Consider the following 22,077-nt stretch of genomic DNA (forward strand, 5'->3'; position numbering starts at 1 on the left):
GTACTAAAAAACTAGTACTTAAGACTTTCGTCCGTCTCTACAATAGAATGATAATAGGAAAATGAGGGAAATGAGAATGAAGAAAGATTACTTAGATCGTAAAGTAGCATTAGTAGTTGGAGCTAATGGTGTTATCGGAAGCAATTTGATTCATCATCTGTCTACATTGAAAGATTGGGACATAATTGGTTTATCAAGACGAGGTGGAGAATCTACTGATCGCGTTTCATATATATCTGTTGATTTATTAGATAGACAAGATACCCAAAATAAACTAAAAGCTCTTCAACAAGTCACCCTCATTTTCTATGCTGCATATATCGATAAACCAATATGGGCGGAATTAGTAAAACCAAATCTCACCATGCTTAAAAATGTAGTTGATGTGATGGAGGGAGTAGCGACAAATCTCCAACATGTTAGCTTAATGCAAGGTTATAAAGTATATGGGGCACATTTAGGTCCATTTAAAACACCAGCACGGGAAGAGGATGCAGGACGTCATATGCCACCGGAATTTAACGTAGATCAGCAAATGTTTTTGGAAGCAAAGCAAAAAGGGAAGAAGTGGACATGGTCAGCAATCCGCCCGTCCGTCGTTAGCGGTTTTGCTCTGGGAAATCCAATGAATTTAGCAATGGTGATTGCCGTTTATGCTTCAATGTCAAAAGAACTGGGTATTCCTTTTCGCTTTCCGGGTAAACCAGGTGCTTATGATAAATTGATCGAGATGACAGATGCCGGACTTTTGGCAAAAGCGACCATTTGGGCGGCAACCGAGAAACGGTGCCAATCAAGCATTTAACATCAATAATGGGGACTTATTTCGCTGGAATGAAATGTGGTCTAAAATAGCTAAATATTTTGATTTGGAGGTAGAACAACCACTGCCGCTATCTTTGGAAGTAGTGATGGCAGACAAAGAAACCTTGTGGAATGACATGATTAAAAAATATAATTTGGAACCCACAGCATATAAAGATATATCCTCATGGGGATTTGGAGATCTTGTATTTTCATGGGATTATGACATGTTCGCAGATGGGTCAAAAGCGAGGCGTTTTGGCTTTCATGAATATGTAAATACAGAGGGAATGTTTTTCTCCATATTTGATGACTTTCGCAAACGCAAAATCATCCCTTAAGCTTTAGGAAAATAAGCGGGACGTTGGTTGTCCAACGTCCCTTCGATCACTGACTGAGAGTCTTCAGCACAGAGATTATTTCAAGTCGGACTTCGTCCCCAGACTTAAAGGCGTTGATTGCATGGTCAACGTTACCAATAATAGTATTCTTGCCTACCGTTCCAAGGTCCCGAACCTTTTGAATTGCCTCAATACAGCGTCGAGCCGACTGGAGCTTTTCATACCATCAGTAAGGGATCGATTCGGACCGGGGTACGAAGAGTTAATTGCAGCCTCCATATGCTGAATTGCAAGAGCAGCATTTGTCTTGATATCAACAGCCATTTCTTCTCTAGTGTCTGAGTGGTAATGTTGAGAGATTTCAACATTACTTTTCATTATCGCATAAATGTAAAGAAAAATATGCTGAAAATCCTAACGTTTATTGTATTTTAATGAATTTGGATAGGTTGGTGGATAGAAAAAAGTGATGAGTTTTAGTTTTTATGATAATTCATTCCTAATTGTCGATTTTCAAAACGCAGGATTATGAGACGTTGATCAAAATCAACGCTTCGGTATATTCGGTATGTGCTTTCAGTAGCGGGATCACTTTTTTAAATTTTCGTGATTGATTTCGATTCGAACTTCGCTAGTAGATTTAAAAGTATTCATAGCATATTCTACATGTTTGGTGAAAGGGAGATTGTCTATTTTCCCAAGCGGCACAATCTTTTCTTTTCGTCCCACCAAACCGAGCTGACTCTAGTTTTTCTACAGCTTGAGTTTCATATTAGATGGAGACGAAAATGCAAGTACAGCCTCCAGATAGTGGATTGCGACGTAGTCTCCATGTCTATGGCCATGTTTACTCCAGTGATCACCGTGCACTTATAGAGGAAATCAATATTTCTCTTCTATCCCATTATAGATAAAAGAATAGTATTACAAAATTCCAACATCCTTGACATTGGCTGCAAAGCAAGGGATAATGATGGCAATATCTATGAATGAAGCTAGGATGGAGAGTAGTAGCTTGATCCACTCAGCTTAGAGAGTTGGCATACCGGTGCAAGTCAACCTGAGGGAAAGTGAACTCGCTTCATCGCTCCAAAGGGGAAAATAAGTAACTTTTGGCGTACACCTACGTTACAGGACTGAGCCGAGTGTGATTCATGCACTAATTAGGGTGGTACCGCGGGAAAACCGGGGTCCCTCAAAAAGTACTACTTTTTGAGGTGGTCTAACCTCTCGTCCCTAGCAATATGCTAGTGGCTTGAGGTTTTTATTTTTTAGATGAAGAAAGGTTGATTGGCATGAAAGAGTATGCGCATCGGGAGATAGAAACGAAGTGGCAAGCATACTGGGAAGAAAATGCTTTACACCAAACTGATGAAGATCAAACAAAACCATCGTACTATGTGCTCGAACAGTTTCCTTATCCATCTGGTGATGGGCTGCATATGGGGCATGTTCGTGTTTACTCTATAGGCGATGTTATTGCCCGCTTTCGAAAGATGAATGGGTATCGTGTTCTCCATCCAATGGGTGCAGATGCATTTGGTTTACCAGCCGAAAATGCGGCCATTCAGCGTGGAATTAATCCGCGAGAGTGGACGCTTCAAAATATGGAACGGATTCGCAAAGAACAATCTTTACTTGGTGGTTCTTATGATTGGGATCGCTATGTAGGGACTTGTTTGCCTGACTATTATCGCTTTACACAATGGCTTTTCTTACTTTTTTACGAGCGTGGTCTGGCGTACAGGAAAGAAGCTTCTGTGAACTGGTGTCCTAGCTGTAATACCGTGTTAGCCAATGAACAAGTAGAAGACGGAAAATGTTGGCGATGTGGTTCAGAAGTGATCAAAAAAGAATTGGTGCAATGGTTCTTGCGAATCACAGATTATGCAGAACGTTTATTGGAAGGATTAGATACCCTACCAAAGTGGCCAGATAAAATTAGAACCATGCAGCGAAACTGGATTGGCAAGAGCAAAGGGGCAAATGTGACATTCTCCATCCCTTCTGTTGGAGAAGAAGTAAGTGTATTTACTACCAGACCTGATACATTGTATGGGGTTACTTATATGGTTTTGGCTCCAGAACATCCACTTGTGCCAAAATTGATTGCTGGAAATGAGAAAGAAAGTGAGATCAACGAATTCATCCAAAACATGCGCAAGTCCACTGAGCTAGAGCGGACTGCTACAGATGTGGAGAAGTTCGGCTATGATACAGGGTCCAAAGCGATCCATCCGCTAACAGGTGAAGAAATCCCAATCTGGATCGCCAATTATGTACTATTTGATTATGGTACGGGAGCTGTAATGGGTGTTCCAGCGCATGACGAGCGTGATTTTGTTTTCGCTCAAAAATATGATTTATCGATCAAGGTTGTGGTGCAACCAAATGGTGAAACATTAGCAGAGCCATTAACAGAAGCATTTACAGGCGATGGAAACCTCGTTTCTTCTGATATTTTTAATGGTTTGGCAAACAGAGAAGCAATCACGACAATCGCAGATTATCTGGAGGAACAAGGAAAAGGCGGAAGTGTTACCAATTATCGTTTGCGTGATTGGTTGATTTCGCGTCAGCGTTATTGGGGTACTCCCATCCCGATGATTTACTGTGATGATTGTGGTGCTGTTCCAGTTCCAAAAGATCAACTGCCTGTTGTTCTTCCAGAAGATGTAGTGTTTGATGGAAAGAGTAATCCGCTTACTACTTCGGAGAACTTTGTAAATACTACATGTCCAACTTGTGGTGGAGCGGCACGCCGAGAAACAGATACGATGGATACCTTTATTGATTCTTCTTGGTATTACATTCGGTATACCGATGCTAAAAACGAAGAAATCCCATTTGATAAAGCAAAAGCAGACGATTGGTTACCAGTAAAAGAGTACATTGGTGGAATTGAACATGCTGTTCTCCATTTGCTTTATTCTCGTTTCTTTACCAAAGTTTTGTATGATGCAGGCATGGTTTCAGCAGAAGAACCTTTTGAGAGTTTATTGGCTCAAGGAATGGTACTACGAGACGGTTCCAAAATGTCCAAATCAAAAGGAAATGTTGTCAGTCCACTTGAGATTATTGAGAAGTACGGTGCAGATACTGCAAGGTTATTTATCTTGTTTGCAGCTCCACCAGAACGTGATCTGGAGTGGAGCGATGCTGGAGTAGAGGGGAGCTATCGTTTTATCAAACGGGTGTGGCGTTTGGTACATGATAACAAAGCTCTATTTGCAAACAAAGAAACAACTACTACTGATATTTCAGCAGCAGCGAAGGAATTGCGTCGTTTAACGCATCAGACGATTCAAAAAGTGACAGTGGAAATTGGGGAGCGCAATCATTTTAATACAGCAGTCAGTAGCGTAATGGAGCTCGTCAATGGTATTTCCAGTTATCCTGCTACGGAAGACCGTACAGTGCTTCGAGAAGCATTGGAAAGTGTCGTATTATTGCTTGCACCTTTTGTTCCGCATCTTTCCGAAGAGTTATGGGAAGTGATGGGACATACTGGCACGGTCCACCTTGCTGCATGGCCAAAATATGATCCAGCTGCTTTGGTACAGGACGAAGTAGAGATCATGGTTCAAATCAATGGAAAGAACAGAGAAAAACTAGTAGTAGCAACAAAAGCAACTAAGGAAGAAATTGAAACAATCGCCATTGCCAACGAGAAGATTCAAAGTTTGATTATAGATAAAAAAGTGCGAAAAGTTATTGTGGTTCCAAAAAAATTGGTCAATATCGTTGTTGGTTAATAAAAGAGAGAAAGAGTGCCTGTTTTTGGTAGGTGCTCTTTTTATTTGGATTTGTTGAAACAATAATATGAATTGGTATGATAGAGGTCAGAAAGCTAAATGAAAAATCGAATGACAAAGGAGTTTTCTATTGAATCAAGCCTTATTAATCATTGATGCTCAACAAGAACTAGTAGATAGTGTTTTTCAAAAAGAAGAACTGTTAGCCAAAATGAACATGGTAATCCAAAAGGCGCTCCAAGCGAATATTTCGATTATATTTATGCGTGATACCGATGTAGCAGGGGGAGCAGGGGAAGGCTTTGAAATACATTCTGAAATCGCGGTTCCAGCTAGGGCAAAAATATTCGATAAAACAGCTACGAATTCGTTTTACAAAACTAGTCTTTTGCATTTTTTTAAACGAAAATAAAGTAGAACATCTGATAATGATGGGATGTAAAACAGAACATTGTGTAGATACAGCAGTCAGAGCAGCGACGATCCATCATTTTGATGTAACGCTGGTAGGAGAGGGGCATTCAACGACAGATTCTACACCTCTACCTGCGAATTTAATCATAAAGCACCATAACGAAACTTTACATGGACACTATAACATTGATAATTTCTCTGTTGTTCGTAATAGTGATGAAGATTTATTTGAGCCGATTCATGACCAATATCGATTTTTAACCTAGGATAAAAAAATCATCCCATACACGTTTGGAAATGGCGGTGCCGGCAACAAAAGTTGCCGGCACTTAATGGTGGGAGCTGTCCTACTTGATGAACTGCTCCCACCAAGCGGTGTTCAGACATTCCGGGAAAGGAATAAGACCTTCGTAAAAACGGTCATCTGCCTCCATCATGTCTGAAAGATCTACTTCTTTTTCATCAACTAGGGCCTGAAGTCGATCACCATCTTCGTGATCACACATCTCCAGAACGATGGTTCGTTCTCCATATGTTCGACTCATTCGAACGATGTCGAGGGAATACCGGTTCCCGTCCAGACGAACGTAACCATCAAACTGAATCGGATTACTGCCACTGGAATGGAGGAGAAACCCCTTTACTTGCAGACAGCTTAGTTTAGACATCCGAAAGGAGTTCGTCTGAAAGTGGGGTCCGTCCTCACAATGGAGTGTTGTACCGTTATACACAAACGGGATCATGCCGTTACCTTTCTAGTTGAGGATATTTTCATTGTACAATATAAAACAACAAACTCCACTTCTTTTTAAAGTGGAGTTTGTTTGTTTAATTTTCTGTTCCAGTAATAGTTGCATATTGGATTTCTTCCTCTAACAGTTGATAAAAGTGAGCGGATTGTTGATCGTTCCATTGGAAATAGCTCTTCATATATTGAAAAACAGGTTCTTTCCACTGTTTAACCCAATCAATATGAAAAAACATCGCACCTGTTCGACGGGCAAAGTAGTCAACTGGATTTAGCACCATCTCCTTTTCCAATCCATACAACAAGGATGCAAAAACAGCAGGTGACAAATGGGCATCCTCTGCTTCTTGTTGTCTAGTTACCATGAGGTCATATACCTCATCTACATTACTCCCATATAGTCGGCAAAGTCTTTCTGCTTCTAGCTCTTCTAATCCCAATGAAACACCATACTCTTTCTTTTTTTCTAGAAAAGATGGGAAATTTTTCGACCCTCCAACATTTCCTCCAGAGAGAATGATATTTTTTGTTTTACTTACAGAGATAGCTTGGGTATCTGTTAGATTTTTTGTAACCATATCTACTACGCGCTCTGCCATTTTGCGATAACCAGTCAGTTTCCCACCTGCGATGGTAATGAGCCCTGATGCAGAGCGAAATATCTCATCGTGTCTAGAAATTTCCGAAGGTGCCTTTCCTTCTTCGTGGATCAGAGGTCGAACACCTGCCCAATTTGATTCTATATCTGCTGTTGTTAGCTTAAGTGAAGGAAACATATGGTTAACCGCAGCTAGCAGATACGTTTGATCCTCTCGCGTAGTGCGTGGATGGACTAAATCAGCATGATAATCCGTATCTGTTGTACCAATATATGTTTTGCCATCGCGTGGGATTGCGAAAACCATTCGTTTGTCAGGTGTATCAAAGTAGACCGCTTGGTGCAATGGAAATTTAGATTGATCGATCACCAGATGAACACCTTTGGTCCAATGGAGTGTTTTTCCTTGTTTGGAGCCGTCTTTTTCCCGTAGTTCATCTACCCAAGGACCTGTAGCGTTCACGACTTGTTTGGCGATTACTTTTACTTGATTTCCTGTGAACACATCTTCGGCTACAACGCCCTTTATTTTTCCATTTTCATAAATGAAATCTACTACTTTTACATAATTTAAAGCGATTGCTCCATAATCGACTGCTTTTTTTAATACTTCGATGGTAAGTCTGGCATCATCCGTTCGGTATTCTACATAGTAGCCAGATCCTTTTAAACCTTTTTCGCGCAGCAAGGGCTCCTTGCGAAGTGTTTCCTCTCTGTTCAACATTTTCCGGCGTTCAGCTTTTTTTACTCCTGCTAAATAATCATATAATCGAATCCCAAAGGAAGTAGCTAGCTTTCCGAAGGTTCCTCCCTTTACAATCGGAAGAAGCATCCATTCAGGGGTTGTTACATGGGGTGCATTTTCGTATACGATCGCTCTTTCTTTCCCTACTTCGGCAACAATCGAAATTTCGAGTTGCTTTAAATAGCGCAAACCACCATGCACCAACTTGGTCGAACGACTGGATGTACCAGCAGCGAAATCTTGCATTTCTATTACAGCAGTGGAAAGACCTCTGCTTTGGGCATCTAAAGCAATTCCTGCACCTGTAATTCCACCGCCAATAATTAATACATCAAGCTGTGTATCGGTTAATTTTGTTAGGGCTATTGTTCGATTCATTGTTCGTTCCTCCTTGTAAAAAAGAAGACCACAAATCCCACCACTTGTCGTGTCGGGATATGCGGCCTTCTCCTCATCTCCGGTCATGTATTAACTTGAAAGGTAGATAAAAATTAGCATTTTATCTTAGCTGCCTAGGTGCGGCTAAGCCTTTTGGTTTCTTTTCTCTATCACTTGAATACACGTGTTGCTTCTACGGCTTTTATCCATCCATCATAGTGCATTTTTCTTGTTTTGTCATCCATTTGAGGATCGAATGTCTGATCAATATCCCAATTATCAGCGATCTCTTGTTTGTTTTCCCAGAATCCGACTGCTAAACCTGCAAGATAAGCAGCACCTAGGGCGGTTGTTTCCAGAACTACTGGCTTTTCGACTGACACACCCAGCATATCACTCTGGTATTGCATGAGGAAGTTGTTGGAAGTAGCACCACCATCTACCCGTAATTTCATTAAGTGAATTCCAGAGTCCGCTTCCATGGAGGAGAAGACATCTTTTGTTTGATATGCCAAAGATTCAAGCGTTGCACGAGTCAGATGTGCTTTTGTTGTGCCTCTTGTCACCCCGAACACAGCTCCTCTGGCTTCGCTATCCCAATATGGGGTTCCGAGTCCTACAAAGGCTGGGACAACATATACTCCATCGGAAGAGTCAACTTGGGTTGCCAGCTCTTCGGAATCCGCTGCATGTTGGATAATTCCTAAACCATCTCGTAACCACTGGACAGCAGAACCAGCTACAAAAATACTGCCTTCTAAAGCATATTCCACTTTTCCGTCGATGCCCCAAGCAATGGTAGTTAAGAGACCATGTTTGGAGCGTACTGCTTCTTCTCCTGTATTCATGAGGAGAAAACATCCAGTGCCATACGTGTTTTTCGCCATTCCTGGGTCAAAACAAGCTTGCCCAAATAATGCAGCTTGCTGATCTCCAGCAACTCCAGAGATAGGTACTTCTTCCCCAAAGAACAGATTTGGTTCTGTTACCGTATAGACTTCAGAAGAGGATTTCACTTCAGGTAGCATCGATTTTGGAACTGTTAAAATATGAAGCAGTTCATCATCCCATTTTAAATCAAAAATATTGTACATCAGGGTTCGAGAAGCGTTGGTGTAATCTGTTACATGGGTTTTACCACCTGACAGTTTCCAGATGAGCCATGAATCGATTGTTCCAAAGAGTAAATCACCATTTTCGGCTTTTTGACGTGCTCCGTCAACATGATCCAGTATCCATTTTACTTTTGTCCCTGAGAAATAAGCATCGATTAATAGTCCAGTTTTATTGCGAAATAGATCGTCGTGACCATTTTCTTTTAGCTCATCACAGATCTCCATGGTTTGTCTAGATTGCCATACAATCGCGTGATAGATCGGTAAACCAGTATTTTTATCCCAGACAACAGCTGTTTCTCTTTGGTTGGTGATGCCAATCGCAGCAATTTCGCTGGCAGAAACAGGATATTTTGCTAATACTTCCGAGATGACACTTTGCACGGACCCCCAAATCTCCATCGCATCATGTTCTACCCATCCAGCTTTCGGAAAGATTTGTGTAAACTCTTTTTGGGCGACACCTACGATTTGTCCGGAATGATCAAAAAGAATAGCTCTAGAGCTAGTTGTTCCTTGATCGATTGATAAGATATATTTTTTAGTCATCACGTATATCCCCCATTATTTGTACTTATATATTTATGTTAAAACAATCCCATATACAACCATGCAGCAAGTAGTGCCCCAATACATGGCCCAACAACTGGAATCCAAGCATATTTCCAATCGGAAGAACCTTTGCCTGCGATTGGTAGAATGGCGTGTGCAATTCGTGGTCCAAGGTCACGAGCCGGATTGATAGCGTAGCCGGTTGTCCCACCTAAAGACATACCAATTGCTACAATAAGAAATGCAACTGCGAGTGTTTGGACACCATCTGAGAAGACAAGACCTTTTGCTCCGAAAGAAAGTAGGACAAATACGAGAAGTGCTGTACCAATAATCTCACTGATCAAGTTTGCAAACGAACTACGAATAGCAGGTCCAGTTGCGAAAACTGCTAGTTTTGCTGCTTGATCATCTGTTTCTTTCCAGTGAGGAAGATAGTGTAACCAAACAACTACTGCACCTAAGAAAGCTCCGATCATCTGTGCGAGTATCATAGGAAATACTTGAGCCCATGCCAGCTTTCCAGCGACCGCAAATCCAACCGTTAATGCAGGATTGAGATAAGCTCCGCTAATATGACCCACCACATAGGCGCCGACCATAACCGCAAATCCCCATCCGAAGGTAATCACGATCCAACCAGCATCTTTTGCTTTGGATTTGTTTAACAGTACTCCTGCAACCACGCCGTTACCTAAAATAATTAAAATCATCGTTCCAATCATTTCCGCCATAAAAATGGACATACTTTATCCCCCTTTAAAATAGATGATCAGAGATAGTGAGGAGAAAAAGGGCAAAGAAAAAAATCACAAAATATTCCCTCTAGCTTAAAGGGAAATTTTGTGATTCTCCGCATCTCATCACTGGGATTAACTTTTATAGAAAAATGAAACCGTTTACAATTTAAATAGTATACTATTTTTCACGAAAATGCAACATTTTTTGCTTTACAGAATTATGCAGGCGGAAAGCATGCTATTCGTAAGTCAAAAAATAAGGAATCCAGATGGATGAAAAGCCAAAATCATAAGATCAGCCGTCAAATAGTTAACCATGTTTTGATCCACGATGTGGGTGTCATTCGCATGGAAGATTTAACAGACATTAGAAATACTGCTAAATCGAAAAAGGAATCTGGTCGTAATCTCCACTCATGGTCTTTCTACGAATTGAAAGAGTTCATCAAATATAAAGCAGAAATGGTAGGGATTCGCTTCGAAGAAGTAGACCCTAAATATACGAGTCAAACAAGCAAATGTGAACACCATGAGAAGTCCAATAGAAAAGGCTTAGTGTTTAAATGTAAGTCGTGTGACTATACCACTCATGCTGACTTAAATGGAGTGATCAATATTGGTAAAGCCATTTCGGGGGGCTATCTAGTAAGAAGAAAAAGAAAAAAGGTAAAGCTTCCCTAGCATACTGCAACAGGTATGCCGCCCATATCGGTACATTCTAACTGTATGGGATGGGCTGATGACACAGCCCTAAACTTGGGAGTCGTTCAAAATGGAAATGGATTACGAACGTTAACTACCCAAGAATCCCATCGGATTCCGCCGTGGAATGTCAAATATCCCATATTCGGTTATCAGAAGTTGTAACTGCGATCGCACCAGCATCTAAAGCCATCTGCACTTCCGCTTTGTTCCGAATCAAGCCGCCGGCTAAAAGTGGAATCTTTGTTTTCTCTGCTACTTCTTTGATAACATGAGGCATAATCCCTGGTAATACTTCTATAAAATCAGGATGAAAGGATTCTAGTAAGCGATAGCTTGTTTCCAAAGCATGAGAATCTAGCAAAAATAATCGCTGAATTGCGATAAGCGATTTTTTCTTTGCTTCTTTGACAACAGAGGTTCGAGTAGAGATTAAGCCTGCTGGTTTAATCTTTTGACATAGGAATTGGGCTGCATATTCATCACTTCGCAGGCCCTGAACCAGATCAGCATGCAAAATCACCTTTTTTTTGTGTGATTTAGCAAGTGAAACTAAACTTCCTAATTGACCGATATGTGTGTCCAAAAGTACGACATACTCATAATCAGAGCGTAACATCTTCTCAAATTGTTTGATGTTTTTCGCAGCTGGTAATATCTTTTGATCCGCAAAATAGGTCATACAAACCTCCATTGATTTGTTTTTTAAATGGAAATAGGTAATCATTCGCTTTTCAAGTGTAACACGATCTAGGCAGTCATTCATATGATGTAGCATCTGTACAACAGAAGGTGAATGTTTTGGAGATAAAGGCGAAAACAGATCTTGCGCCAGATAAGGTACAAGAGTTAGTGGAGAGATATTATGGTTATCAGGTAAAGAAGGTTCAGAAAGTTCGTGCGGTATATAAGTTAGAAACAGATCAAGGTACGGTTGCCTTTAAAAACGCACGAAAAATTAAAGATATTGCTTTTATTCATTCGGTACTACATCATCTCCATACATGCGGATTTGCAGAAACATCATCTCTCAGAAAAACAAAAACAAATACATTACTACTTTCCTATCAAAATGATGATTATGTAGTAGAGCAGTGGCTCCCTCAAAAGGTAGAAGAGGTAAGTGTACATGCAGATAATTGGTTGTTTTCAGCAGGGAAAGCGTTGGCTGCTTTTCATCATGCAATATCTTCTTATCCATTCAGCTATATCCCAAAAAAGAGAATTCGCAGACCTTGGGGGATTTGGTTTATACAACAATATAATAAAATAAAATACCATAGACCATGGGACCAGTCAGCTGAAAAGTATTGGTTATTAGATCGAATGAAACGAGCAAAAGATCAGTTTAGAATGTATCCGGCGATAACTACCCATCTATGTCATGGTAGCTTACATCAAGAAAATATTATGATTGATCGAGATCAAAAGGTATGGCTCATTGATTATGAGCGGATTACGTATGATGCCATTGGTAAAGATATTGCTCAGCTATTGATGTATCATTTTCGATTTCATTCATGGAACCAGGAAGCAGTAGAGCAGCTTTTAATAGGTTATGAAGAAGTATCTCCATTAAGTCAAGCTGATCTATATCATATTTGTACGAGAAGCCTTGTTCCAGAAAGTATAATATATGCATATTTGGATGGGAAAGTAATGGTAACGGATTGGGAGCAAGAGATGGCAAAAGAGGCTATATGGAAACGATTGGTTCCATCCTACTGGGAGAGGTGAGGTGGCGCTGGGTGTAGTCGTAAATCTACACCCAGCGCTGTTAGCTGTGATCTGTGTTAGGTGAGGGTAACCACCCTTGCGCTGTTGACATAGATCAGGCCGCCATGACCTGTATAGGCCAGTGACCTGCCAGTGATGGTTTCATGGTCAGGGAAGCTCATGGATGCTTTTCCTTCCTCCGAGAATACATTAACTCGGTTCTCGCTACAGCCACAACCACCAAAATGGTACTCCAACATGCCCTCACTCTTAGCTGTAAAAAGCTTTTGATCAGGACTGGGAGTATTCTTCACTACGAGCCTGCTTGATCCCATAGCAGTGATTCGCAGATCGTTGCAGGTCGCAACAATACGAATCTCCCCCTTCTGGACGGTCATGCTCCACTTGCCCCAAGCGAGCACTTTGGCTGGTTTTTCAATAGGATGGACAGTCAAGGTTCCATCCCCGTTTTCGATAATTTCACCTGTACAAAGTACGTGTGAATCACGGAACGAGACCTTGGTACGACCGTCTTCCCGATGAGTGACGTGCAGTTGATGCTTCATGATGATCTTCCCGTTTCCTCTCTTTGTTTGTGACTATACGGGTAATTTTATTATAACGACATCACGAAAATGTGCATACAAAAAGTTAAAAATTTTATCTTATGTCATAAATCTGAAGAAAGATTTTTCTTAATTTCTTGTACTTGTAGCGCGATTCCTTTTTCAATATCAAAAATAGGTTGATAGCTAAGTAATTTTTTTGCTTTGGAGATATTTGCCCATGTGTGCTTCGGGTCACCAGCTTGAGGGGGGAGGTGATTTTTGCGTGCTGGTTTTTCCGTATAGATTTCAATTAATGAGATTACTTCTTTGACTGATAGATGAGACAAACCACCAATATTAAATATTTCTCCCTCGCAGGAGGAGAATGCAGCTAAAAGATTAGCAGTAACAACATCATCTACATACGTAAAATCACGCGATTGTTGACCATCTCCATAAATGGGGATGGGTTGATTATTTAAAACCCGAGTGATCATGCGATGGAAAGCCATATCGGGTCGCTGCCTTGGACCAAAAACGGTAAAGTAGCGCAATGAGTTAACTGGTATGCCAAAATTTTTATAATACAACTGGCAAAGTTGTTCAGCAGAAAGTTTTGTTACTCCATAAGGAGAGATTGGATTTGGTATACGATCTTCTGTCGTGGGACCTTCCATACCTCCATAAATGGAGGAAGAAGATGAATATACTATTTTTTTTAGCGTTGGTACTTTTTTCGCAGCTTCTAAAAGTCGTTGTGTAACCAAAATATTGTTGTCCACATATGCTTTGAAATCTGTTCCCCAACTGGTACGGACACCTGGAAGAGCGGCGAGGTGAAAAATATACGCTACTCCTTCTAAGATAGAGGAAAGGGACACGGAAATCAGATCTTTTTCCAGAAAATGAAACCTAGGTTGCTGAAGTAGCCAACATAGGTTTCGCTCTTTTGTTGTTCGTTCATAATTGGAACGAAAGCAATCAATCCCCACTACATCAAAGTCTTCTTGCAATAGACGCTCACATAGTGTGGAACCTATAAAACCAGCACATCCGGTTACAAGTATTTTTGACATAAAAGTTTCCTCTATTTCTGTTCGTTTTTGCTTTCCCAGACAGATAAAATATCCTTTGCTACTCGTTCAAATCCATAGTTTTGTATAGCTAGTTTTCGTCCAGTTACAGCCATATGCTTTTGCAGTGCCGGATTCGAGAGAATAGTGGAGATAGAGTTGACAAAAGCTTCTGGATCTTCTGGGTTTTGTACAATTAGTCCATTTTCTCTACTTTGAATAACTTCTGGATTTCCTCCACGAGCTGTGGTTACAATCGGTAACCCTGCTGCCATAGCTTCATAGTGTACTCTGGCTAATGGTTCCTGCCATTGGGATGTACAGACAAAGATATCTCCAGCCCAAAACCATTTGTGGATTTCTTTTGGATCTACAAATCCTGTGGTAATAACGGGTACTGTAGAACGTTGGGCTAATGCATGGACATATGCGACATAGTCACTAATACCATCATCGCTGTACCATTTGCTTCCAACAAGAACAAGAGCGATATTCGAGTGCTTCTTTTTTAATGTATTCATCGCAAGGACTAATTTATCTACACCTTTTTTAGCAGTTAATCTGCCTACAAACAAAATTACTTTTTTGTTCTGCAAATTATGCTGTCGACGAAGTGCATCGCGTTCTTTTTTTCGAACTAGTTCAGAACTAGGGATGTATCGTTTTATATCTACTCCCGAATAGATCGTTTTTAATTTAGGCTCCGCTTGTGGATATTGCTTGGCAATGGTATTCCCAACATAGTTACTGACGGTTACGATTTTTTCTAATGATTCAATGGCAGCTACTGCATCAGTAGGTTGAATTTTTTCTAGTAGAAACATGTCATTATGCATACTGAGAATCAGCCTGGCATGTGGTGCTGTTTTGCGAATGGGTGGAACAAATTTTGGGCGATTAAATATATGGATCAAGTCATACTTCTTTACATTTCCTTGTAGATACTCGATGACATGCTTGATATAAATGTCTGGTAATTTCCCGGGTACTCGCACATAGTTAATGCCAGCTAATGTTTGTCTATTAGGAAGAATGGGATCGTCTACACTTAGGATCGTCAATTTGTGTCGTTTACTTAGGAGTGGAGATACACCATCTATATATGTTTGTATTGCTCCACCACGAACAGAGGGAACTGGTAGCTTTTCCGTACAAATCATTAAAATATTCATGTTTATACCTCCCTTTTTCCTTGCAAGGGATAGTTACTTATTTTTTTCCTACGAAACGTCGTTTTGCGTGTAGCTTTTCTTTGCTTTTGTAAAGGAGTTTTGCGGGATAATTTTTTCTTTCGCTTCGGGCCGCGATCAAGGGCTTTCTTCGGAGAACGTAAAGGAGTGCGTTTCTTTCTTTGTAAAGGAATACGTTTGTTTCTTTGTAAAGGTGCTTTGCTTCCACGTCTAGGAACTAACCTGCGTTTTTTGCGTCGAACAGGAGTGCGGACTGGTGAAGGTGTTGATTCAGGTGTTTCTGTTGGTTCTTGTTTGGGCGATTCCACTTCAGTAGGTGTTTCAACAGGTTTGCGGAATCTTTTTGCTGGTGCATTTTCTCGAGAGAATTTCTCCCAGTTTGGAATGTTCTTTCCGCCAACTTTCCATTCCTTACTTAGTTGTTGCAGTGCAGTCCACTTGGTAGCGTCTTGGCTTTCGATATTGGTTAGTAATGCTTCTAGTTGCTCATTCATCAGGGTTGTAGGACTAAAAATGATCTCTTTCACATGTTTATAAAATTCATTCGGCAGCATCATGTCTGTGAGGAAAACTTCGAATAATTGAGGGCTGATGGGATTTGCTTGATGGTAAGCTTGAATCATTCCGTTCATCCATTCCACATCCCAAACCCCTTTGTCTTCCATGGAACTAGTAACCAACTTGCGAAGATCACGAATTGGAAGGTCAAAAGACACTCCGTCTAGGTCAATTATCCAGACTCCTTTTGGCCCGAGTTGCCCATTGGAAAAGCCATAGTCTTGATGGGCTAAGCCCCAATGTTGCTCCCCTTTTGCAATTAGTTCATAGTATGGAGTAGTGTTTAATCGTTCTAAAGCCTTGATTGCTTGACGTTCGTATTTATCGACCATGAGAAATAACATCCGACTAGCAGGCATCTCTGGATAAGCACGTGCTAATTCCCGGAACCAATTGATTTTCGTTGCCATTTTTTCATATTGCTTTGGGTAATTGTGAAGTCTGCTGGAAAATTTGGAACCAAAAGGAGGGACATAACCTTTGGAATGTTGGTGAAATTCTCCTAAACCGTAGCAGAGCATTCCAAATCCCTCGATAGTTGTTTGATCAGCGGGAGTTAGATCAATCCAGTCTGTTACAATCCAAAGTTTTCCTCCAGCTTCTACATAATTTTTTCCTGATTTGGCTGGAATTAGCTTTGGTACTCGCGCACCCTGATTGACGAGATATTCTTGCGCTCCTACGCTAAACAAACTTCTCTCCGGTGTTCGATGCAGTACTTTTAAACTACGCATACCTTTATTCGTATCGATTCGCCAAATGGCGCCGCCTTTGTCTGGTTTGGAGGTAATCATCTCTAGGCTATTTAGTTTCATATCATATTGTGTTGCGACTTTTTTCGCTAGATTGGTAAGTTCAATTGGTACATCTTCTGTATCTTGTTCAGCAGTGCCCCAAGGCTGAATGATATATTCACTTTCCTTCATTCAAAGCCCTCCCACTCAAATTCTTCATTTGTGACACAGTATGTTTGTAGGAAAGATTGGGAAGGGCAGCTATCTGTTTCTATAAAAAATAGGTGTCTGTATCATCAATAGAATAATTTTATGGATCAAGTAATATATACCAAACATATATTAAGAATCACCAAAGAAGTATAGAGATGAAAGAGGCGATGTCATGAACGTTGCAGTGATTGGCATGGGCTATGTCGGAGCTACCATGAGTGTTGCTTTGGGCTTACATGGGCATCAAGTATTAGGGATTGATGTAGATAAGGAGAAAATCGCTTCTTTTAACAAAGGAATCATTCCTATTTACGAAATAGGGATGGAAGAGAATCTGCTTTCTTTGATGGAAGCAAAACAGATTACATTCTCAGAAGATTTATCTGATATCGATACATGTCAAGTTGTGATGATCGCAGTAGGGACACCAGCTTCAGCTGATGGTAGAGCTGACTTATCCTATATAGAAGAAGTTGCAAAACAATTGGGAAAAGTAATGAATAGGAAAAAAATTATCGTGATAAAAAGTACAGTACCAGTAGGTACATGTGATGTGGTAAGTCACATCATACAAGATGAACAAAAGAGGAGAGGAGTTTCTATACCCTTTGAGATTGTATCCAATCCTGAATTTCTAAGGGAGGGGCGAGCTTTGCAAGATGCCCTATACCCAGAAAGAATTGTTATCGGATGCAGCTCATCTCAAGCAAAAAAAGTAATGAATGAGTTATATCATAAAGTAGCTGATAAAATATTGTTCACTTCTGTACGAAATAGTGAAATGATCAAATATGCGTCTAATGCTTTTCTAGCAACAAAAATATCGTTTGTGAACGAGCTTGCACGTCTAACAGAACGAGTAGGTGCAGACATAACGGAAGTGGCAAGAGGAATGGGCATGGATAGTCGTATAGGAGAAAAGTTTTTACATGCAGGGATCGGTTATGGTGGTTCATGCTTTCCAAAAGATACGGAAGCCTTACTAGCAATAGGCAAAGATGCAGAAGTTGAATTATCTTTGTTACAAGCAGTAAAAAAAGTGAACATCTCTCAGATAAAATGGTTTTGTCAAAAAATGAAGACATGTATGGGCCATTTACAAAATAAAAAGATTGCTGTGTTAGGCCTCACCTTTAAGCCGAATACAGATGATATTCGTGAAGCACCAGCACTAAGAATTCTCGATTTTTTAATGGAAAATGGTGCTGCGGTTTCTGCTTTTGATCCAAAAGGAATGAAAGCTACAAGCAGTCTTTATCCAGAAGTGAACTACTGTGCAACACCATTACAAGCAATCCGAAATACAGAAGCTATTATTTTAGCAACGGAATGGCCAGAGATTGTGAAACTGGATTGGAAAACTGCTGCAAAAATAGTTGCAAAACCAATTTTGTTTGATGGAAGAAATGCATTAAATCCAGTAGAAATGGAGAATTGGGGCTACCATTACACAGGGGTTGGAGTGTTCACATCATGAAGGGTGTAATCTTATGTGCAGGAAAAGGTACCCGAATGCAGCCTTTTTCCTTGACCACTCCTAAGGTAATGCTGCCGGTCATCAACCGTCCTTTAGTTGATTATTGTTTAGAAAAATTTTACAAAGCTGGAATTGAGAATATAGCTGTCGTCGTGCACCCAGAACAGCAGCCACTTATTCATTATTTGTCGCAAATAAAGCCAAAACCAGAGATTTTTTATCAGAGGGAGCAATTAGGTATAGCTCATGCTCTTAAATTGGTAGAAGCTTATATGGGTGATGATTCCTTTGTTCTTTTGTTAGGGGACAATCTGATAAAGGAACCAATAGAGACACTGATTCAAGCTTTTCAAGGAAATGATGGATCGATCCTATTGTCTGAAGTCGAAAATCCAAGTGATTATGGGGTTGCTGAAATCATTGAAGATCGTGCAGTGAATATAGTGGAGAAACCAGTTCATCCCAAAAGTAACTTGGCAGTCATGGGGATGTATCACTTTTCACCTGTTATCTTCGAATCCATACGATCGATACAGCCATCGCCAAGAGGAGAATATGAAATTACAGATGCGATCCAGTGGATGATCCATGAAGGATATGCCATTTCCTATTCGGTTACAAAGGAAAACTACACCGATGTTGGTACAATAGACCGGTGGTTATCAGCTAACAAATGGATGCTAAATGACTTGCTCGGAACAGATATCCAAGTCGGAAGAAATACAAAGTTAGAAAATTGTGTCGTCAAAGGACCTGTAGTCATTGGTGATGATTGTGTGTTGACCGATTCCATCATTGGACCTTTTGTCACAATCGGCGATAATGCAATCTTGGATAACTGCAATATTTCTCAAAGCATTTGTTTGGATAATACGACCATACGTGATTTTCCCAGACCTGTTGCTGATAGTGTATTTGGACAGCACGCACGGCTATTAGGAGAACAACCAACACAGGCGAATGCTATTCAATTGGTGTTAGGTGATCATTCAAGTATGTCTATATCGGAGTAAAATACCTATCTCAAATAAACGGATGGGTATTTTTTATGGAAACCGGAAATACTGAACGCAAAAAAGGAGGAAAAATGATGGATGAACAGCAAAAAAATGAAACATTACATGCAGAAGGTGCTAGCAAAGAACGAGATGAACGTTTAGCGAAAAAAGGAACCCCTCTCGGTGAAGCAGTAGAAGCAAACAAAGAGAAAAAAGTGCAGGGTAAGAACTTCCCTGCTACTTGATTTGTTGCTATACTGAATGCAATCCTATAACAACCCGACAATAGAGGAGTTAACATGGCAAACGCCAAAGATCGGGTTAAGAGCTCACTTCTTTCTGTCAAGGAGAGTATCCGAAGAGAGTATCGACGACTTGGCAAAATTGTTCCACCACAAATCACAGACAAAGCAATAACGGATGCTTTTACGGATGCAGTACGCAATGGCATTCCCATCTATAATAGGGATGGTGTGAGTCTAAATCCCAAGCATCCTGCAAGTTCTGAGTATTGGGAGACAAAGCGGAAGGACATGTGAGTAAGCGAGCGGTAGTGAATTATCACTACCGCTCGTAACATTTTTTGGGATAATATTCCTTTTTGGTAGGAAGTTGATCATCCAAATGCGAATTGATAAAGGAGTTATATTTGGAGGTTATTGGTATATGAGTCCTTTTACGTGGTCCCCACGGGAAAAAAAATTTGCAATCGCTTTGGTGGCAATATTAGTTTTTGCAATTGGTGCATTGCTCTGGAATCAAGAAGATCTACCATTGCAAAATAATTCTTTACCAATGTATCAGCAACAGCAATCACAAGTGAAAACAGTGGAGGCAAAGAAAGAGCCTCAATTTGCAACTATTGATGTCAAAGGTGCAGTCAAAAAGCCTGGGATCTATAAATTAACTAGTCCTGTTCGTCTGTATCAAGTGTTAGAAAAAGCTGGAGGAGCTACAGAGTCTGCTGATGTAAATCGGATAAACTTAGCGAAAGTGATAGTAGATGGTTCGATGATTTACATCCCTAAAAAGGGAGAGCAAATTCCAACCGAAGCTTCTCCGATTCAGAATAAGGAAGCAGATAAGAAAATCAATTTGAACACTGCTACTTTGGAAGAGTTAGAAACGTTAGAAGGATTGGGTCCGACGAAAGCGAGAGCGATTATTCAGTATCGTGGTGAGCATGGTGGTTTTCGTTCAGTCGAGGAGTTACTTCAGGTGTCTGGTATTGGGGAACGTACCTTGGAGCGAATCAAGGAAAAACTTTATGTAAGTTAGGAAAGATGAAAGGGGAGTTTAATGATCTCCCCTATTTTGCTTCATTAGATAAAAAAGCTCCTATTGGCATAGGAGCTTTCAAGCTTTACTGTAATATTTTTTTTACCAAAGCGATTGCTTGATCTAACTCTTCTTTTGTAATGGTTAGCGGTGGTGCAAATCGGATGGTATTATCATGTGTTTCTTTACAGAGCAGTCCTTCTTCCATCAGTTTTTCACAGTAAGGACGTGCTTTTTCATGCAGTTCCATTCCGACGAATAGACCTTTACCCCGAACCTCTTTGATTACTGGATTTTCAATCGTGCGAAGTTCACCAATAAAATATTCACCGAGCTCACGGGAACGTGTAGGCAGATCATCTTCTTCCAATACATCTAATGCCGCGATCGCAACTGCACAAGCAAGTGGGTTTCCTCCAAAAGTCGAACCATGAGAACCAGGTTCAAACACTCCTAATATCTCACGGTCAGCAGCTACTGCGGAGATCGGCATTACTCCTCCACCGAGTGCTTTCCCCATGATGTACATATCTGGCTTTACATTTTCCCAATCACATGCAAATAATTGCCCTGTTCTACCAAAACCGGTTTGGATTTCGTCTGCAACAAAGAGTACATTGTTTGCTTTACAAATATCGTATGCTTCTTTTAAGAATCCTTCTGGAGGAATGATAATACCTGCTTCTCCTTGAATAGGTTCCAATATAATTGCTGCGGTGTTTGGAGTGATCGCGTTTTTTAACGCTTCCATATCCCCATATGGAATGACTTTGAATCCTGGAGTCAAAGGACCAAATCCGCGTTGATAATCTGGATTAGAGGACATGGAAATGGTCGTGACCGTTCTTCCATGGAAATTATCTGCAAATACAATAATTTCTGCTTGATCTGCTGCTACTTTTTTTACATCATATGCCCAACGCCTGACGGCTTTGATTGCTGTTTCTACTGCCTCTGCACCTGTATTCATCGGCAGAACCATTTCCTTGCCGGTGACTTTCGCTACTTTTTCGTAAAATGGTCCAAGTTGGTCACTATGAAAAGCTCGGGATGTTAAGGTGATTTTATCTGCTTGGTCTTTTAATGCTTGAATCAATCGAGGATGACGATGTCCATGATTAAGAGCTGAGTATGCGCTGAGCATGTCCATGTAACGATTTCCATCTGCATCCGTAACCCAAACTCCTTCTCCATCAACTAGTACAATAGGAAGAGGATGATAATTTTTTGCCCCATATTTATCTGTTAGATCAATAATAGCTGCATTTTTTGACATTGTTATTCCTCCATAAAAATATTTAATAATTCTATTTTAACGGAAACGTTTTCACAAGCGCAATGAAATGTTTAGTTAAGCATGATCATGAATACTATTATGTACAGAAAAAAATAGATAATGA

16 protein-coding genes, 4 pseudogenes and 1 other annotated feature are annotated in these 22,077 nt (G+C 40.4%); of the genes and pseudogenes, 10 read left to right on the forward strand and 10 right to left on the reverse strand.

Going from position 1 to position 22,077, the window contains the following annotated elements:
- Positions 1–76 precede the first annotated feature (76 nt).
- The 3 genes and pseudogenes from GSM42_RS07290 to GSM42_RS07300 all read left to right on the forward strand — a co-directional run bounded on the left by GSM42_RS07290 (position 77) and on the right by GSM42_RS07300 (position 5,580).
- Positions 77–1,145, forward strand: a pseudogene (locus tag GSM42_RS07290) (SDR family oxidoreductase).
- A 988-nt stretch (positions 1,146–2,133) separates the two neighbouring features.
- Positions 2,134–2,344: a binding site (T-box leader), on the forward strand.
- A gap of 96 nt (positions 2,345–2,440) precedes the next feature.
- Complete coding sequence (gene leuS / locus GSM42_RS07295) at positions 2,441–4,900, forward strand: leucine--tRNA ligase (RefSeq protein WP_160800895.1); 2,460 nt, start codon at positions 2,441–2,443, stop codon at positions 4,898–4,900.
- A gap of 130 nt (positions 4,901–5,030) precedes the next feature.
- Positions 5,031–5,580: pseudogene (locus GSM42_RS07300) on the forward strand (isochorismatase family protein).
- Positions 5,581–5,661: 81 nt separating this feature from the next.
- Here GSM42_RS07300 and GSM42_RS07305 read toward each other — a convergent pair.
- The 4 genes from GSM42_RS07305 to GSM42_RS07320 form a co-directional block, all read right to left on the reverse strand.
- The gene (locus GSM42_RS07305) at positions 5,662–5,982 is read right to left on the reverse strand and encodes a hypothetical protein (protein ID WP_160800896.1); all 321 of its coding nucleotides are present in this window, start codon (positions 5,980–5,982) and stop codon (positions 5,662–5,664) included.
- Between the two features lie 160 nt (positions 5,983–6,142).
- Complete coding sequence (locus GSM42_RS07310) at positions 6,143–7,783, reverse strand: glycerol-3-phosphate dehydrogenase/oxidase (protein WP_160800897.1); 1,641 nt, start codon at positions 7,781–7,783, stop codon at positions 6,143–6,145.
- A gap of 170 nt (positions 7,784–7,953) precedes the next feature.
- A complete protein-coding gene (gene glpK, locus GSM42_RS07315; RefSeq protein WP_160800898.1) occupies positions 7,954–9,447 on the reverse strand; it encodes a glycerol kinase GlpK in 1,494 nt (497 codons plus the stop codon).
- Between the two features lie 38 nt (positions 9,448–9,485).
- On the reverse strand, positions 9,486–10,196 hold the full coding sequence (locus GSM42_RS07320) for an MIP/aquaporin family protein (protein ID WP_160800899.1): 711 nt from the start codon (positions 10,194–10,196) through the stop codon (positions 9,486–9,488).
- 177 nt (positions 10,197–10,373) lie between these two features.
- Between GSM42_RS07320 and GSM42_RS20540 the strand changes: the two are divergent.
- Positions 10,374–11,057 (forward strand): annotated as a pseudogene (locus tag GSM42_RS20540) (RNA-guided endonuclease TnpB family protein); the annotation flags it as partial.
- On the opposite strand, the gene GSM42_RS07330 reads toward GSM42_RS20540, so the two are convergent.
- On the reverse strand, positions 11,023–11,574 hold the full coding sequence (locus tag GSM42_RS07330) for a glycerol-3-phosphate responsive antiterminator (RefSeq protein WP_160800901.1): 552 nt from the start codon (positions 11,572–11,574) through the stop codon (positions 11,023–11,025). The pseudogene GSM42_RS20540 and the gene GSM42_RS07330 sit on opposite strands and share 35 nt — an antisense overlap.
- Positions 11,575–11,693: 119 nt before the next feature.
- Here GSM42_RS07330 and GSM42_RS07335 point away from each other — a divergent pair, with 119 nt between their 5' ends.
- A complete protein-coding gene (locus GSM42_RS07335) occupies positions 11,694–12,629 on the forward strand; it encodes a phosphotransferase (RefSeq protein WP_160800902.1) in 936 nt (311 codons plus the stop codon).
- Between the two features lie 56 nt (positions 12,630–12,685).
- On the opposite strand, the gene GSM42_RS07340 is transcribed toward GSM42_RS07335, so the two are convergent.
- The 4 genes and pseudogenes from GSM42_RS07340 to GSM42_RS07355 form a co-directional block, all read right to left on the reverse strand.
- Positions 12,686–13,174, reverse strand: a complete 489-nt coding sequence (locus GSM42_RS07340) for a hypothetical protein (protein WP_160800903.1) — start codon at positions 13,172–13,174, stop codon at positions 12,686–12,688.
- A 104-nt stretch (positions 13,175–13,278) separates the two neighbouring features.
- Complete coding sequence (locus GSM42_RS07345) at positions 13,279–14,232, reverse strand: NAD-dependent epimerase/dehydratase family protein (protein ID WP_160800904.1); 954 nt, start codon at positions 14,230–14,232, stop codon at positions 13,279–13,281.
- A 17-nt stretch (positions 14,233–14,249) separates the two neighbouring features.
- Positions 14,250–15,401: pseudogene (locus tag GSM42_RS07350) on the reverse strand (glycosyltransferase family 4 protein); the annotation flags it as partial.
- 2 nt (positions 15,402–15,403) lie between these two features.
- The gene (locus tag GSM42_RS07355; protein ID WP_160800906.1) at positions 15,404–16,903 is read right to left on the reverse strand and encodes a CotS family spore coat protein; all 1,500 of its coding nucleotides are present in this window, start codon (positions 16,901–16,903) and stop codon (positions 15,404–15,406) included.
- Positions 16,904–17,096: 193 nt separating this feature from the next.
- On the opposite strand from GSM42_RS07355, the gene GSM42_RS07360 reads away from it, so the two are divergent.
- The 5 genes from GSM42_RS07360 (at position 17,097) to GSM42_RS07380 (ending at position 20,677) form a co-directional block, all read left to right on the forward strand.
- Complete coding sequence (locus tag GSM42_RS07360) at positions 17,097–18,401, forward strand: UDP-glucose dehydrogenase family protein (protein ID WP_160800907.1); 1,305 nt, start codon at positions 17,097–17,099, stop codon at positions 18,399–18,401.
- The gene (locus tag GSM42_RS07365; protein ID WP_160800908.1) at positions 18,398–19,414 is read left to right on the forward strand and encodes a sugar phosphate nucleotidyltransferase; all 1,017 of its coding nucleotides are present in this window, start codon (positions 18,398–18,400) and stop codon (positions 19,412–19,414) included. Before GSM42_RS07360 ends, GSM42_RS07365 begins: the two co-directional genes overlap by 4 nt.
- A 74-nt stretch (positions 19,415–19,488) precedes the next feature.
- Positions 19,489–19,644, forward strand: coding sequence for a hypothetical protein (locus tag GSM42_RS07370; RefSeq protein WP_237446511.1), 156 nt, complete (start codon positions 19,489–19,491; stop codon positions 19,642–19,644).
- A gap of 54 nt (positions 19,645–19,698) precedes the next feature.
- Positions 19,699–19,938: a hypothetical protein gene (locus tag GSM42_RS07375; protein WP_160800910.1), complete on the forward strand. Its 240-nt coding sequence runs from the start codon at positions 19,699–19,701 to the stop codon at positions 19,936–19,938.
- A gap of 127 nt (positions 19,939–20,065) precedes the next feature.
- A complete protein-coding gene (locus tag GSM42_RS07380) occupies positions 20,066–20,677 on the forward strand; it encodes a helix-hairpin-helix domain-containing protein (RefSeq protein WP_160800911.1) in 612 nt (203 codons plus the stop codon).
- 85 nt (positions 20,678–20,762) lie between these two features.
- Here GSM42_RS07380 and GSM42_RS07385 read toward each other — a convergent pair whose 3' ends face one another.
- Positions 20,763–21,953, reverse strand: a complete 1,191-nt coding sequence (locus GSM42_RS07385; protein ID WP_160800912.1) for an ornithine--oxo-acid transaminase — start codon at positions 21,951–21,953, stop codon at positions 20,763–20,765.
- Positions 21,954–22,077 lie beyond the last annotated feature (124 nt).

It is taken from the genome of Shimazuella alba (assembly GCF_009831235.1).
GTDB classification, from domain to species: domain Bacteria; phylum Bacillota; class Bacilli; order Thermoactinomycetales; family Thermoactinomycetaceae; genus Shimazuella; species Shimazuella alba.

Bases quoted from the DNA above. Each gene is read 5' to 3' on its own strand.
- leuS (WP_160800895.1), top strand. From the start codon at position 2,441: ATGAAAGAGTATGCGCATCGGGAGATAGAAACGAAGTGGCAAGCATAC.
- GSM42_RS07305 (WP_160800896.1), bottom strand. From the start codon at position 5,982: ATGTCTAAACTAAGCTGTCTGCAAGTAAAGGGGTTTCTCCTCCATTCC.
- GSM42_RS07310 (WP_160800897.1), bottom strand. From the start codon at position 7,783: ATGAATCGAACAATAGCCCTAACAAAATTAACCGATACACAGCTTGAT.
- glpK (WP_160800898.1), bottom strand. From the start codon at position 9,447: ATGACTAAAAAATATATCTTATCAATCGATCAAGGAACAACTAGCTCT.
- GSM42_RS07320 (WP_160800899.1), bottom strand. From the start codon at position 10,196: ATGTCCATTTTTATGGCGGAAATGATTGGAACGATGATTTTAATTATT.
- GSM42_RS07330 (WP_160800901.1), bottom strand. From the start codon at position 11,574: ATGACCTATTTTGCGGATCAAAAGATATTACCAGCTGCGAAAAACATC.
- GSM42_RS07340 (WP_160800903.1), bottom strand. From the start codon at position 13,174: ATGAAGCATCAACTGCACGTCACTCATCGGGAAGACGGTCGTACCAAG.
- GSM42_RS07345 (WP_160800904.1), bottom strand. From the start codon at position 14,232: ATGTCAAAAATACTTGTAACCGGATGTGCTGGTTTTATAGGTTCCACA.
- GSM42_RS07355 (WP_160800906.1), bottom strand. From the start codon at position 16,903: ATGAAGGAAAGTGAATATATCATTCAGCCTTGGGGCACTGCTGAACAA.
- GSM42_RS07360 (WP_160800907.1), top strand. From the start codon at position 17,097: ATGAACGTTGCAGTGATTGGCATGGGCTATGTCGGAGCTACCATGAGT.
- GSM42_RS07365 (WP_160800908.1), top strand. From the start codon at position 18,398: ATGAAGGGTGTAATCTTATGTGCAGGAAAAGGTACCCGAATGCAGCCT.
- GSM42_RS07370 (WP_237446511.1), top strand. From the start codon at position 19,489: ATGATGGATGAACAGCAAAAAAATGAAACATTACATGCAGAAGGTGCT.
- GSM42_RS07375 (WP_160800910.1), top strand. From the start codon at position 19,699: ATGGCAAACGCCAAAGATCGGGTTAAGAGCTCACTTCTTTCTGTCAAG.
- GSM42_RS07380 (WP_160800911.1), top strand. From the start codon at position 20,066: ATGAGTCCTTTTACGTGGTCCCCACGGGAAAAAAAATTTGCAATCGCT.
- GSM42_RS07385 (WP_160800912.1), bottom strand. From the start codon at position 21,953: ATGTCAAAAAATGCAGCTATTATTGATCTAACAGATAAATATGGGGCA.